Genomic DNA, 13029 nt, shown 5'->3' with positions numbered 1-13029 from the left:
CGCTGCGCCGCGCGGGACGGCTCGCCGCGGGCTGGGTCAGCTCGAGCCGCGCCGACCTCGGCGCGCTCGGACGCTCGATCGGGGTCGTCCGCGAGGCGGCCGAGAAGGCGGGCCGCGACCCCGCGGAGCTGCGCATGGTGTGCCGGGGCGCCGTGCGGATCCGGCCGGGCGGTGCGGGCGGCCAGGACGCCCCGAGCGGCGCGGACCGTCCGCCGCTCAGCGGCACGGTCGAGCAGATCCGCGACGACTTCGGGCGGCTCGCCGGGCAGGGCGTCACCGAGCTGTTCGTCGACCTGAACTTCGACGCGTCCCTGACCGGCCCGGACGCCGACCCGGCCGCGTCCATGGACCGCGCCCGCGAGGCACTGGAGGCCTTCGCGCCGGGGTCCTGACCCGTACGGCGGGGCAGCCGGGCGTCCGGCCGCTCCCCTCCCCCCGTCGGCGGGTCTACAGGGCGGTGTGGCGCCCTTCCCACGGGGTGCTGAGGACGACGGTGGTGCGCGTGGCGACGTTCGCGGCGGCGCGGATCTTCTGGAGGAGCTCCTCCAGCTCGTTCGGCGAGGCCACCCGGACCTTCAGGATGTAGCTCTCGTCGCCCGCCACCGAATGGCACGCCTCGATCGCCGTCAGGTGGGCCAGCCGGTCGGGCGCGTCGTCGGGGGCGGCGGGGTCGATCGGCTTGATGGAGATGAACGCGGTCATCGGCAGCCCGGCCTGCTCGTGGTCGAGCTGCACGGTGAACCCGCGGATCGCGCCGCGGCGCTGCAGCCGGCGCACCCGCTGGTGCACCGCCGACACCGACAGCCCGGTCTCCTTGGCCAGGTCGGTGAAGCTCATCCGGCCGTCGTCGGCCAGCAGGCCGAGGATCTGGCGATCGATATCCTCCACCCGAAGAATCTAGCGTGCCCGGACGGACGGGCGCGATCCGATACGCACCCGGAACGGTCCATCCGGGAATGTCCCGCGCCCGGCCGACCCGACGACCGTCGCGGCGGCGTCAGGGCGGTGCCCGTGGCCGCGTCGGGGCCGCGTCGGGAATGGCGTCAGTGGCGGGCGCGACGGGACGGGGCCGGGCCGCAGGAGCCGCGGACGACCAGCTCGGTCGGCAGCAGCACCGGACCGGACGGCCCGCGCCGGACGCCGCCCCGCGCGGCCAGCTCGCACGCGCGGTAGCCGAGGTCGCGGGCGGGGCGGCTCACGGCGGTCAGCGGCGGGTCGCACAGCTCCGCCCAGGCGACGTCGTCCACCATCGCGATCGACAGGTCGGCGGGGACGCGCAGGTCCAGCTCGCGGGCGACCAGCACGGCCGCCTCGCCCGGCAGGTGCCCGGACGCGAGCACGGCGGTGAGGTCGGAGCGCCGCTGCAGGAGCCCGGCCGCGGCGGCGTAGGCGCTGTCCCGGGTGGGCCGGGCGCGGGCGACCAGGTCCTCCTCCACCGGGACGCCGAGGGCGGTGAGCGCGGCGCGGAAGGCGTCCTCGCGGACGTCCGGCGGGGTGCCCGGCGCGGGCGCGCCGAGGAACCCGACCCGCCGGTGCCCGAGCCCGACCAGGTACTCCACCGCCGAGCGGATCCCGGCCGCGTCGTCGGCGAGGACAGCGGGGGCCCGGCCCGTCCAGGTGCGGCAGGACGGCACCCGTCCGGCGAAGACCAGCGGCACGCCGGCGCGCGGGAACCCCTCCCAGGGGTCCCCGGTCCCGGACGGCACCGCGATCACGCCGTCCACCCGCTGCTCGGCGAACCGGTCGGCGATCTCGGCCTCGCGGGCGGGGTCGCCGAGCGTCGCGTCCAGCAGGACGTGCTGGCCGAGCGTGCGGGCGCAGTCGAGGACGCCGCCGATCAGGTCGGCGCAGAACGGGTCGGTCGCGTCCGGGACGGCGAGGCCGAGTCCGCCGGTGCGGCGGGTCTTCAGGCTGCGGCCGACGGCGCTCGGCCGGTAGTGCAGGTCGCGCGCGGCGGCCAGCACGCGCTCGCGGGTCGCGGCGCTGACCGCGCCCGTCCCGGAGAACACCCGGGAGACGGTCGCGATGCCGACCCCCGCCGACGCCGCCACGTCCTTGATCGTCGCCGCCACGGCGCCCCCTCGTTCCGGCCGCGCCGGGCGGCGGTGCGCCCGGCTCGCCCCATGCTGCCACGAACGACCCTTTTCTGGAAACGTTTCCATGATGTTGAATCCGGTTCCGGCCCTGAAAGCCCAGGTGGGCCGGGGTCAGTGGAAACGTTTCCAATCGAAGGGGGCCGGGATGGCCAGGATCGCGCTGGAGAGCGTCGACAAGGTGTACGCCGGTGGCGTGAAGGCCGTCGACGGACTCGACCTGGAGATCGCCGACGGCGAGTTCATGGTGCTGGTCGGGCCGTCCGGCTGCGGGAAGTCCACCGCGCTGCGCATGATCGCCGGCCTGGAGGAGATCAGCGGCGGCACCGTGTCCATCGGCGAGCGCGTGGTCAACGACCTGGCGCCCAAGGACCGCGACATCGCCATGGTCTTCCAGAACTACGCCCTCTACCCGCACATGACGGTCGAGCAGAACCTCGCGTTCGGCCTGAAGCTGCGCGGCGTGTCCAAGGAGGACCGGCGCAAGAAGGTGCTGGAGGCCGCCAAGATGCTCGGCCTCGAGCAGTTCCTCGACCGCAAGCCCGCCGCGCTGTCCGGCGGCCAGCGCCAGCGCGTCGCGATGGGGCGCGCGATCGTCCGCCAGCCGCAGGCGTTCCTCATGGACGAGCCGCTGTCGAACCTGGACGCCAAGCTGCGCGTGTCGATGCGCGCGTCCCTGAGCCAGCTGCACGCCAGCCTCGGCGTCACCACCGTGTACGTCACCCACGACCAGGTCGAGGCCATGACCCTCGGCACCCGCGTCTGCGTGCTGCGCGAGGGCAAGCTGCAGCAGGTCGACACCCCGCAGCGGCTGTTCGACCACCCGGTGAACCTGTTCGTCGCCGGGTTCATCGGCTCGCCCGCGATGAACTTCGTCGAGGCCGAGCTGGTGCGCGGCGACGGCGGCGCGCAGGTGAAGTTCGCCGGGTTCTCGCTGCCGGTGCCGGACGCGCTGGTCACCGGCCGCCAGGGCCTGGACGGCTACTTCGGCAAGAAGGTCATCCTCGGCATCCGGCCGTCCGACTTCGAGGACTCCGGGCACGCCAAGCCCGAGTGGGCGCCGATCACCGTCACCAGCACCGTCACCGAGGAGCTGGGCAGCGAGATCAACGTCATCTTCACCATCGACGCCCCGCCGGTCGAGCACAAGGACACCGCCGACCTGGCCGAGGACGCCGCCGAGGGCGAGGGCGACGGCGCGATCCCGCTGACCGACAACAAGGCCCTCTGGACGGCCCGCGTCAACTCCCGCTCGCACGTCCGCCCCGGCCAGACCGTCGAGCTGGCGATCGACACGACCCGCCTGCACTTCTTCGACCCGGCGAGCGGCCTGGCCATCGGCCACGAGTCGGCCAGGAGCGCCGCCGCGGCGTCCGAGACCGACGAGGTCCCCGCCTGACGCGCCGCCACGGCGCGCGGTTCTGACGCCGGCACGGCCTGCCGGCGGTCCGCGTCACACGTCCGGCGGCCGTCCTCCTCCCCGCACCGGGAGGGGGACGGCCGCCGGCCGCTTTTCCGGCTGGTCAGCGCGCCTTTCCTGCCCGGTGTTCCCGGCCGCGATGAGTTCCGGCGGGGCCGGTGGTCCGTAGGGGGTGACCGCCGCAGACGGCGCACCAGGCCGTCCGGCCCGACCCCCGGAGGAACCATGACGGACGAACCGACCACCGCGCTGCCCGGCCGTCCGCCCATCGTGGACATGGACACCTGGCAGGCCGCGCGCGACGAGCTCCTGCTCCGCGAGAAGGCCCACACCCGCGAGGGCGACGCGATCGCCGCCGCACGCCGCCGCCTGCCCATGGTCGAGTTCGACGGCACCACCGAGGTCGTCGGTCCCAACGGCCCCGTGCCGTTCATCGACCTGTTCGAGGGCCGCGACGAGCTGCTCGTCTACAAGCACATGTGGCATGACGGCGCGCCGCACCAGGGGCAGTGCGAGGGCTGCACCAACGCGGTCTGGCATATGCGGGACGCCGTGTACCTCAACGCCCGGGGCGTCTCGTTCGCCATCGCCACCTCCGGCCGCTGGGAGGAGGTCGCCCCGTTCGTGGAGTTCATGGGCTACACCCAGTCCTGGTACTCGGTGCGCGGTCTGGACGGCCCGGTCGGCGGTCCGATGGGGTACCTGACCTGCTACCTGCGCGACGGCGACCGCACCTTCCTGACCTACTCCACCACCGGACGCGGCAGCGAAGTGCTCACCGTGTCGCTCAACCTGCTCGACATGACGCCGTACGGGCGCGGCGAGGCGTGGGAGGACAAGCCCGAAGGCTGGCCCAAGGGAGAGCACCCCTGCTGGTACTGGCGCACCGACGTTGACGGCAACGCCACCTGGGGCCCCACCAGCCGTCCCGTCCCCCAGTGGACCCGCCCCGGCGTCACCCCCGAGCAGACCCTCGGCCGCCAGGAGCACCACCACTGACACCCCTCGGAGGAGGCGTTCCCCGCAGGAGCGCCTCCCCCGGCACGGTCACCAGACCGTCAGTTGCTGAGCCCCGGGTCGGTCGTCTGTGCGGTCTGGGGAAAGACCGCGTCAGGACACGGCCAGGCGAGACCGTCACCGACCTGCCGTCCGCGCGCTGATCGCTACGTTCGGTCAGCCGCGAGCGATGGCCGCTCCGGGGGCATCGACGGAAAGCGGGGTTTCTGTGGCTGGGTTCCGGGCGGGGCATCTCCTGGTTGCGGGGGTCTTGGCGGGCGGGCTGGTGGGCGCGGGGATCGGTGCCGCACCGGCAGCCTCTGCCGATGGTCTCGACATGGCCAAGCTCGCCGCCTGCCTCCAGGATCTGAACAAGCTCTACAAGTCCGAGGACAACAGTTCGGGGACGGCCGCGATGGCCGCCTTCCAGAGATTCGGCAACATGGTCGATGCCGAAGGCAGGTACAACGACAAGAACGCCCGGGCGGTGTTCGTCCGCTGCGGCGTCCCCGCCGCCCAGTACACCATGCTCATCACCCTCCTCCAAGGCGCGTGCAAGACGAAGCCGGTGATCAAGAAGGGGAAGGGCGCGGCCTACTGGGAGAAGCTCATGCGCTGCCTGATCGAGCAGGGCGACAAGCTCGGCGGCACCCCGTGACCAGCGGGGCCGCCTGAGCACCGGCGACGGCGTCGTCCCGGGGCACGCCGGGCCTCCGGACCGCCGTTCCCCTGCCCGATGCACATCTGCGGAGTGATGCCAGCGCGCCCGCTGAGGACGTCGGCGCCCGTCCGGATCCCGATCGGTACACTCGGGCGCCCTGAACGGAGGGTGGGCAGCATGCGCTACGTGGTCATCGGCGCGGGGGCGATCGGATGCTCGATCGGCGGGCGGCTGCACCAGGCCGGACACGACGTGGTGCTGGTCGCGCGCGGCGAGCACGGGCGCGTCCTGCGCGAGGACGGTCTGACGCTCGTCACGCCCGGGGAACGGCTGCGGCTGCGCGTCCCGGTCGTGTCCGGGCCCGACGAGGTCGAGTTGGACCCCGACCACGTGCTGGTCCTCGCGGTCAAGACGCAGGACACCGTCGCCGCGCTCGACGCCTGGCGCCATCGTCCAGTGCGCGGCGGCGGGACGGCGGGCGAGCGGCTGCCGGTGTTCTGCGCCCAGAACGGCGTCGCGAACGAGCGCATGGCGCTTCGCCGCTTCCGCCACGTGTACGGGGCGTTCGTCCTGCTGCCCGCCTCGTACCTGGAACCGGGCGAGGTCATCGCGCCGTGCGGACCGCTGACCGGCCTGCTCGTCCTCGGCCGCCACCCCTCCGGCGCCGACGGGACCGCCGAGCGGATCGGCGCCGACCTGGCGGCGTCGCGGTTCCGCACCGAGGTCGTCCCGGACCTGCCCCGCTGGAAGTACCTCAAGCTGCTCGGGAACCTGGGGAACGCGATCGAGGCGGTGTGCGGGGAGCCCTCCCCGGACCTGCACGCCCGCGCGTGGGCGGAGGCCGACCGCGTGCTGGAGGCGGCGGGCATCGGCCACGCCGCCAACCGCGACGTCGCCGAACTGCGCGGCGACGCGGTGGAGGTACGGCACGTGGACGGCGTCTCCGAACTCCGCAACTCCTCCTGGCAGAGCCTGGCGCGCGGCGGGTCCCTGGAGACCGACTACCTCAACGGCGAGATCGTGTTGCTGGGCCGCCTGCACGGCGTCCCGACGCCCGTCAACGAAACGCTCCTCGACGTGGCCAACGAGTTCGCCCGCCTGCGCCGGTCCCCCGGCGAGCTCACGCTCAAGGAACTGACCGCCCGCGTCCCCGGCTGACCACCCGCGCCTCCGACTGACCGCCCGCGCGTCACCGGCTGACCACGTCGGCCGCCACCGGGCGGAGACGGCTCCGCCCGGGCTTCCCGATCCCTGCGGTTCAAGCGCCTCAGAACGGGGGTGACGCACCTTACAATCGCAGCATTTCCGGCTGTCCCTCTCAATCCGGGATGCACGAGGAGGACGCGACGCAATGGCCGACGACCTTGCCATGGACGCCGCCCGCACGCTGGTGACCGCGCTCGCGGGCCAGGCCGCCGAGGCGGTCTCCGCGCTGGCCAGGCAGATTCTGAGCAGGAGGCGTCCGGAGGCCGAGGTCGCCACCCGGCTGGAGGAGACGCGCGAGGTCCTGACGGCCGTCCCCGCCGCGCGGGACGGGGAGAGCGTCCGCTGGGCGGGAGAGTTCCGCCGCATCCTGGACGAGGATCCGGGCGCCCGCTCCGAGGTGGAACACCTCATGGAGCTCATCGGCCGGCTCCGGCCGGACGTCACGAACAACGCCGGCGTCCAGCAGTCGGGAAGCGTCGGCGGCGACAACATCCAGATCCAGGGAAGCGGCGACGTGACGGTCGTCCGCGACTCCGGCGGATCGCGCTGGCGACGGCGGCGGTGAGACCGCCTTGGGCGTGAACCAGGGAGGCCACGTCGGGGGCCACAACGTCCAGATCGATGCCGAGGGCGACGTCACGGTCAACCTCTCCTCCGGCGACGCCAGCGGCTCCGGCCGCTCCGGCGGCTCCGGGGGTGAGGCGGCCGGAGAGAAGAAGAAGACCTCCCCGTGGGCGTGGCTGCTCGCGCTGACGGTCGGCGTCCTGCTCCTGGTCGCCGCGCTCCGGCAGCAGGCCGACCCGGACGCGGACAACGGCGCCTTCGTCCTCCCCGGCGACCGCTGGCCCGCCGGGGCGACCCTGGAGGCGATCGCCGGGCCCGCCGCGGCGGCTCTGCGGTCCTGCGCGAAGGCCACCTCGACCGAGCCGGTCAACTGCCCGCAGCGGGCCGGGGGACGCAACGACCAGGTCAGCGACGTGCGGTGGGAGCTGTTCGGCGATCCGGTGGACGGGGCCCGCGCGACCTACCACGACGGCCGCTTCGACCTGATCGGCCACGCGTTCATGACCGTGACCTACCGGACGCTGACCGCCACCGTCATCGAGCAGCATCCGGTGCGCTTCCGCGCCTCCGTCGCGTGGCGGAACGGCGCCGCCGAGCTCGTCGGGAGGATCCGGCCGACGAAGGTCGAGCCCAAGGACCGTCCGATCACCAAGCAGCGTCCGCCGGCCGCGGTGACGGGGCGGTTGGAGCCCGTGCTGCGGCAGGCGTTCGCCGACTGCCTGGCGGCGCGCCGCTCGCCGCTGCCGCCCGGCTGCCCGCAGGACGTCCTTCCGGGCTTCCGCGCCGGGAACGTGGACTGGGTCTTCGACGGCGATCCGCTGCAGAACACCCGGACGACCACCGACGACGCCTGGGGCGTCATCCGGGTGAAGGGCGACTTCGCATTGAACGCCACCTACCGCGACCTGTTCGGCAAGGAGACGGGCAGCCTGCGCGGCGCGTACGAGGCGACGGTCGTCACCGTCAAGGACGGTCTGAGGGTCGTCCAGATCAGCAAGGCCTGAGCCGGACGCGCCGCCGGGGCGTCCACCCGGGGACCGGCCGGACGCGACTGCGCCTTCCGAGTCCCGGTGGGTCTCGGAAGGCGCTTGCGACAAGGCCGCGGGGGTCGTCCGGCGCTCGCGGGACGACCGGTCGGCCCCGGTCGGCCGGTGGTCAGTGGGACTTGCCCCAGACGTAGGCGCCGGCGCCCATGAGCAGCAGGCTGATGCCGCAGAACACGGCGCGGATGGTGTTCCAGGTGGTCCAGCGGCCCGAGTAGTCCGTCCAGACCTTCGCGGCGTCGGCCAGGTCGTGCGGGACCTTCACGTTCGCGAGGTGGTTGTTCATCGGCACGTTGATCGCGGCGGTCGGCACGAACGCGCCGACGAAGTAGACCGCGGCGGCGGCGAAGAACAGCCAGGCGGCGGGCCGGTGGCCCATCGTCAGCAGCAGGACCCCGGCCGCGACCGCGACCACGGGCGCCAGCATGAACGCCGCGAGGAACGCCGGGTTCTGGATCTTCTGGTTGATGGCGTTCATCGCGGCGATCGCCGACGACGCCCTCGTCGCGTTCAGGCCCGGCATCACCCCGGCCGAGAACCCGAAGAACGTCCCCGCCATCGCGGCGGTCATCAGGATCGACAGGGCCGCCGACGCGGTGGCGAAGTGGAAGCGCATGGTGGGGAGTTCCTCTCGGGTTCTGGTCGTGCGGTGTCGCGGGAGGGTCAGGTGTTCCAGACGCCGGTGGCGGCGGCCTCGCGGACGAAGTCCCGGAAGTCGCGCGGCTCGCGGCCGAGCGCCCGCCGGACGCCGTCGGCGGGCCGCGCGTTGCGGCCGTCGAACAGCGTGGTGAACAGGTAGGTGAGCAGGTCGCCGACCTCGGCCGGCACGCCGTCGGCGGCGAGCGCGGCGGCGAAGTCGTCCGGCGCGAGCGCGCTGTACCCGACGGGGCGGCCGGTCAGCTCGGAGATCTCGCCCATCGCCTCGGCGAACGTCAGCGCGCGCGGACCGGTGACCTCGTAGACCTCGCCGGCGTGGCCGTCCTCGGTGAGGGCGGCGACGGCGACGTCGGCGATGTCGTCGGCGTCGACGAACGGCTCGGGCACCTCGCCGACCGGCAGCGCCAGGTGGCCGGCGCGGATGTACCCGACGAAGTCGGACTCGGTGAAGTTCTGGGCGAACCAGGCCGCGCGGACGACCGTCCAGTCGGCGCCGGAGGCGCGGACGACGTCCTCGCACTCCTCGGCCTCCTTCTCGCCGCGTCCCGACAGCAGGACGATCCGCCGCACGCCCGCCGCGACCGCCGCCTCGCAGAAGGCGGTGACGGCCTCGGGCGCGCCGGGGACCGCCAGGTCCGGCGCGTAGGCGAGGTAGACCGCGCGGACCCCGTCGAGGGCGGCGGGCCAGGTCCCCCGGTCCGTCCAGTCGAAGGGGGTCTCGGCGGAGCGGGCGCCGATCCGGACCGGCAGGCCGAGGGCGGTGAGCCGCTCGGCGACGCGGCGGCCGGTCTTCCCGGTGCCGGCCAGGACGAGGATCGGCGCGCCGCCGCTCGTGCCGGCGGCGGTGCTCCCGGTCTCGGCGGAGGTGTCGGTCGCGGCGGTGGTGTCGGTCGCGTTGACGGTCGTGGTCGCGGCGGTGGTGTTCGTCGTGTTCGTCATGTCCTGTAGTCAACCGGCCGGGATGATCACGGAACATCGTTGAGCGTCCCGGTCCCATACGCAAGCGTCTAGGGTGCGGGCATGGACACCCTCGCCGATCTCCTCGACGGCCCCCGGGCGCGGGGCGCGTTCCTGCTGCGCATGGTCATGAGGCCGCCGTGGGCGGTCCGGGTGGAGGACGGCGCGCCGCTGTGCGTGGTGATCGTGCGCACCGGCGAGCTGTGGGTGACGCCGCAGGGCGGCGAGCCGGTCCGCTGCGGGCCCGGCGACGTGGCCGTCATGCGCGGCCCCGCCCCGTACGTCGTGTCGGACGCGCCCGGCTCCCCGCCGCAGTGGATCATCCACGACGAGGAGCGGTGCACCACGCTGTTCGGCGCTCCCCCGGCGAGCTCGATGACGTTCGGCGTCCGGATGTGGGGCAACGACCCGGACGGCCCGACGACGCTGCTGGTCGGGACGTACCTGGCGCAGGGCGCGGTCGAGCGCCGACTGCTGGCGGCGCTGCCGCCGCTGGCCGTCCTGCCGGACTGGGAGTCGCCGCTGCCGGCGCTGCTCGGCGACGAGATCGTCCGGGACGCGCCGGGCCAGCCGGTCGTGCTGGACCGGCTGCTGGACCTCATCCTCATCGCGGTGCTGCGGGCGTGGTTCTCCCGGCCGGGCGCGCGGCCCCCGGGCTGGTTCGCCGCGCACGGCGACCCGGTCGTCGGGCCGGCGCTGCGGCTGCTGCACGACGACCCGGCGCGGCCCTGGACGGTGGCGGAGCTGGCCGCCGCGGCGGGGGCGTCCCGGGCGGCGCTCGCCAAGCGGTTCGGCGACCTGGTCGGCGAGCCGCCGATGAGCTACCTGACCGGGCTGCGCCTGGCGCACGCCGCCGACCTGCTGCGCGGCGGCGACCAGACGCTGGAGGCGATCGCCCGCCGGGTCGGGTACGGCAGCGCGTTCGCGCTGAGCGCGGCGTTCAAGCGGGAGCGCGGGGTCAGCCCGCAGGAGTTCCGCGCCGGCGCCTATCCGGAGGGGTGGCGGGACGGAAGCATGAACACGGAAGAGTGAACCCGGGAGCGTGAACATCGCGGGAACCTCTTGATCGGAAACCGCGTTATCCCCAGTGGGACCGGGTACCGCTGTGGCATGATGCGGGATCTTGTCCGACCGATCACGAGGAGTGGGATGACGACCAAGCCGGCCGAGGACGAACTGGTCACCGTGTTCACGCGGGCCGACCTCGGCGGTGACGGGAGGCTCGACCTGATGGAGTTCGGCCTGGTGCTCGACAGCGTGGGTCTGTCGTGGACGCGGGCCGAGACGCAGGACAGGTTCGAGAGAGCCGACACCGACCATGACGGCTTCATCTCCCTCATGGAGCTGCGCGCCCTGCTGTCGGCCCAGGTCTGGGACGACGCGGGCGTCTGACGCTCCACCACCGCCGGAAGAAGAAGACGGGCCGTCCTCCACGAGGGAGGACGGCCCGAGCCGTTCCATGAGGGGCCCCCGCCGCCCCACCGGGCGGGGACGGCGGGGTCGGGGCGGTTCCGTCAGACCGCCCGGCCCCGCAGCTCGCGGTAGCGGCGGACGAGCGCGGCGGTCGAGGCGTCGGGGGCGCCGTCGGCCGGCTGCTCGTCGGTGAGCGCCGGGGTGAGCTGGTTGGCCATGACCTTGCCGAGCTCGACGCCCCACTGGTCGAAGGAGTCGATCCCCCAGACCGTCCCCTCGACGAGCACGATGTGCTCGTACAGGGCGATGAGCTGGCCGAGCGTGGACGGCGTCAGCTTCGGCACCAGGATGGTGTTGGTCGGGCGGTTGCCCGGCATCACCTTGTGCGGGACGACGTCGGCGGGCGTCCCTTCCGCGGCGATCTCCTCGGCGGTCTTGCCGAACGCCAGCGCGGACGTCTGGGCGAGCAGGTTCGCCACGAGCAGGTCGTGCATGCCGGGCGTGCCGTCCCCGGCGTCGGCGTCCTGGAACGGCTCGGCGAAGCCGATGAAGTCGGCCGGGACGAGCCGGGTGCCCTGGTGCAGCAGCTGGTAGAAGGCGTGCTGGCCGTTGGTGCCGGGCTCGCCCCAGAAGATCTCGCCGGTCTGCGCGACGACGGGCGCGCCGTCCGCCCGCACCGACTTGCCGTTGGACTCCATGGTGAGCTGCTGCAGGTAGGCCGGGAAGCGGGCGAGGCGCTGGCTGTAGGGCAGCACGGCGCGGGTCTGCGCCCCGAAGAAGTCGGTGTACCAGATGCCGAGCAGCGCCATCAGCACCGGCATGTTCCGGTCGAACGGCGCGGTGCGGAAGTGCTCGTCGATGGCGTGGAAGCCGTCGAGCATCTCGCGGAACCGGGCCGGGCCGACCACGACCATCAGCGACAGCCCGATGGCCGAGTCCATGGAGTAGCGGCCGCCGACCCAGTCCCAGAAGCCGAACATGTTGTCGGTGTCGATGCCGAAGTCGGCGACCCGCTCGGCGTTGGTGGAGACCGCGACGAAGTGCCGGGACACCGCCTTCTCGTCGCCGAGCCGCTCGACCAGCCAGCGCCGCGCGACGCGCGCGTTGGTCAGCGTCTCCAGCGTGCCGAAGGTCTTGGACGCGACGACGAACAGGGTGGTCTCCGGGTCGAGCCCGGCGAGCGTGCCGGTGATGTCGGCCGGGTCGACGTTGGACACGAACCGCGCGGTGATCCCGGCGTCGGCGTAGTCGCGCAGCGCCTCGTAGGCCATCGCGGGGCCGAGGTCGGACCCGCCGATGCCGATGTTCACCACCGTGGTGATCCGCTCGCCGGTGAAACCCGTCCACTCCCCGGACCGGACGCGGTCGGAGAACTCGGCCATCCGGTCGAGGACGCTGTGCACGTCGGCGACGACGTCCTGGCCGTCCACGGTGAGCTCGGCGCCGGCGGGGAGACGCAGCGCGGTGTGCAGGACGGCCCGGTCCTCGCTCACGTTGATGTGCGCGCCGGAGAACATGGCGTCGATCCGGTCGCGCAGGCCCGCGCGCTCGGCGAGGGCGACCAGCCGGCGGATCGTCTCGTCGGTGGCGCGGTGCTTGGAGTAGTCCAGGTACAGGTCCCCCGCGGTCACCGTCATCCGCTCGGCGCGCTCGGGGTCGTCCGCGAACAGCTCGCGCAGGTTACGGGCCGCCAGCTCCCCCTGGTGCTCCGACAGCGCCGACCATTCGGATGTCTCGGTGATATCAGCCATAACCCCTCATCTCCTCAGCCTGTCCGGCGGCGCCCACCCGTGCCCCCGCAAAGACGCGCCACCGGACTCTCCCTGCGATCATAGGGAACCGGTACGCCACCCGAGTAAAGCCGCCACCGGTCACCGGTGTTCCCACTTTTCGGCACGCTACGGCGGGGGACGGCGACGCGTTCGCGGATTCCCGCCGGTCAGGAGGTCTCGGCCGGCTCCGGCACCCCCGCACCGTCCGGCACCGGGGCGGCGACGGGCGCGGGGCCGACCCCGCCGG

At 73.5% G+C, this 13029-nt stretch carries 13 protein-coding genes and 1 pseudogene; 9 read left to right on the top strand and 5 right to left on the bottom strand.

The genetic code is table 11. The annotated features are described in order from the left end of the window. A pseudogene (locus tag DZF91_RS35310) lies at positions 1–392 on the top strand (LLM class F420-dependent oxidoreductase); the annotation flags it as partial. Positions 393–447: 55 nt separating this feature from the next. Here the strand turns inward: DZF91_RS35310 and DZF91_RS35305 are convergent. Both DZF91_RS35305 and DZF91_RS35300 read right to left on the bottom strand, forming a co-directional pair. Beyond that, a complete protein-coding gene (locus DZF91_RS35305; RefSeq protein ID WP_117361382.1) occupies positions 448–888 on the bottom strand; it encodes an Lrp/AsnC family transcriptional regulator in 441 nt (146 codons plus the stop codon). 155 nt (positions 889–1043) lie between these two features. Continuing rightward, complete coding sequence (locus DZF91_RS35300; RefSeq protein WP_235834792.1) at positions 1044–2072, bottom strand: LacI family DNA-binding transcriptional regulator; 1029 nt, start codon at positions 2070–2072, stop codon at positions 1044–1046. A 169-nt stretch (positions 2073–2241) separates the two neighbouring features. Here DZF91_RS35300 and DZF91_RS35295 point away from each other — a divergent pair, with 169 nt between their 5' ends. From DZF91_RS35295 to DZF91_RS35270, 6 genes are all read left to right on the top strand, one after another. Next, on the top strand, positions 2242–3492 hold the full coding sequence (locus tag DZF91_RS35295; protein WP_117361380.1) for an ABC transporter ATP-binding protein: 1251 nt from the start codon (positions 2242–2244) through the stop codon (positions 3490–3492). Positions 3493–3738: 246 nt separating this feature from the next. Continuing rightward, positions 3739–4512, top strand: a complete 774-nt coding sequence (locus tag DZF91_RS35290) for a DUF899 family protein (RefSeq protein ID WP_117361379.1) — start codon at positions 3739–3741, stop codon at positions 4510–4512. A 334-nt stretch (positions 4513–4846) separates the two neighbouring features. Continuing rightward, positions 4847–5167 (top strand): hypothetical protein, encoded by a 321-nt coding sequence (locus DZF91_RS35285; protein ID WP_117361378.1) that lies wholly within the window; start codon positions 4847–4849, stop codon positions 5165–5167. Between the two features lie 180 nt (positions 5168–5347). Further along, positions 5348–6328, top strand: coding sequence for a ketopantoate reductase family protein (locus DZF91_RS35280; RefSeq protein WP_117361377.1), 981 nt, complete (start codon positions 5348–5350; stop codon positions 6326–6328). 193 nt (positions 6329–6521) lie between these two features. Then, positions 6522–6941 carry a hypothetical protein gene (locus DZF91_RS35275; protein WP_117361376.1) on the top strand — a complete coding sequence of 140 codons (420 nt, stop codon included), beginning with the start codon at positions 6522–6524 and terminating at the stop codon, positions 6939–6941. Between the two features lie 13 nt (positions 6942–6954). After that, the gene (locus tag DZF91_RS35270) at positions 6955–7944 is read left to right on the top strand and encodes a hypothetical protein (RefSeq protein WP_147341531.1); all 990 of its coding nucleotides are present in this window, start codon (positions 6955–6957) and stop codon (positions 7942–7944) included. A gap of 151 nt (positions 7945–8095) precedes the next feature. Here the strand turns inward: DZF91_RS35270 and DZF91_RS35265 are convergent, their stop codons facing one another. Further along, on the bottom strand, positions 8096–8599 hold the full coding sequence (locus DZF91_RS35265) for an anthrone oxygenase family protein (protein ID WP_117361374.1): 504 nt from the start codon (positions 8597–8599) through the stop codon (positions 8096–8098). Positions 8600–8646: 47 nt separating this feature from the next. Further along, positions 8647–9579: an NAD(P)H-binding protein gene (locus DZF91_RS35260; RefSeq protein WP_117361373.1), complete on the bottom strand. Its 933-nt coding sequence runs from the start codon at positions 9577–9579 to the stop codon at positions 8647–8649. A gap of 81 nt (positions 9580–9660) precedes the next feature. On the opposite strand from DZF91_RS35260, the gene DZF91_RS35255 reads away from it, so the two are divergent. Then, on the top strand, positions 9661–10629 hold the full coding sequence (locus DZF91_RS35255; protein ID WP_117361372.1) for an AraC family transcriptional regulator: 969 nt from the start codon (positions 9661–9663) through the stop codon (positions 10627–10629). 117 nt (positions 10630–10746) lie between these two features. After that, positions 10747–10989 carry an EF-hand domain-containing protein gene (locus DZF91_RS35250; protein ID WP_235834791.1) on the top strand — a complete coding sequence of 81 codons (243 nt, stop codon included), beginning with the start codon at positions 10747–10749 and terminating at the stop codon, positions 10987–10989. Positions 10990–11111: 122 nt separating this feature from the next. Here the strand turns inward: DZF91_RS35250 and pgi are convergent, their stop codons facing one another. Further along, a complete protein-coding gene (gene pgi / locus DZF91_RS35245) occupies positions 11112–12761 on the bottom strand; it encodes a glucose-6-phosphate isomerase (RefSeq protein WP_117361371.1) in 1650 nt (549 codons plus the stop codon). Between the last annotated feature and the right edge of the window lie 268 nt (positions 12762–13029).

This window comes from Actinomadura logoneensis (assembly GCF_003428695.1).
In the GTDB taxonomy this organism is placed as follows: Bacteria; Actinomycetota; Actinomycetes; order Streptosporangiales; family Streptosporangiaceae; genus Spirillospora; species Spirillospora logoneensis.
Note: the sequence above shows the minus strand (reverse complement) of the source record. Positions and strands in the feature narration are given on the sequence as shown.

Excerpts from the sequence above, each read along its gene's own strand:
- DZF91_RS35295 (WP_117361380.1), top strand. The coding sequence starts at position 2,242 with ATGGCCAGGATCGCGCTGGAGAGCGTCGACAAGGTGTACGCCGGTGGC.
- DZF91_RS35290 (WP_117361379.1), top strand. The coding sequence starts at position 3,739 with ATGACGGACGAACCGACCACCGCGCTGCCCGGCCGTCCGCCCATCGTG.
- DZF91_RS35285 (WP_117361378.1), top strand. The coding sequence starts at position 4,847 with ATGGCCAAGCTCGCCGCCTGCCTCCAGGATCTGAACAAGCTCTACAAG.
- DZF91_RS35280 (WP_117361377.1), top strand. The coding sequence starts at position 5,348 with ATGCGCTACGTGGTCATCGGCGCGGGGGCGATCGGATGCTCGATCGGC.
- DZF91_RS35275 (WP_117361376.1), top strand. The coding sequence starts at position 6,522 with ATGGCCGACGACCTTGCCATGGACGCCGCCCGCACGCTGGTGACCGCG.
- DZF91_RS35265 (WP_117361374.1), bottom strand. The coding sequence starts at position 8,599 with ATGCGCTTCCACTTCGCCACCGCGTCGGCGGCCCTGTCGATCCTGATG.
- DZF91_RS35260 (WP_117361373.1), bottom strand. The coding sequence starts at position 9,579 with ATGACGAACACGACGAACACCACCGCCGCGACCACGACCGTCAACGCG.
- DZF91_RS35255 (WP_117361372.1), top strand. The coding sequence starts at position 9,661 with ATGGACACCCTCGCCGATCTCCTCGACGGCCCCCGGGCGCGGGGCGCG.
- DZF91_RS35250 (WP_235834791.1), top strand. The coding sequence starts at position 10,747 with ATGACGACCAAGCCGGCCGAGGACGAACTGGTCACCGTGTTCACGCGG.
- pgi (WP_117361371.1), bottom strand. The coding sequence starts at position 12,761 with ATGGCTGATATCACCGAGACATCCGAATGGTCGGCGCTGTCGGAGCAC.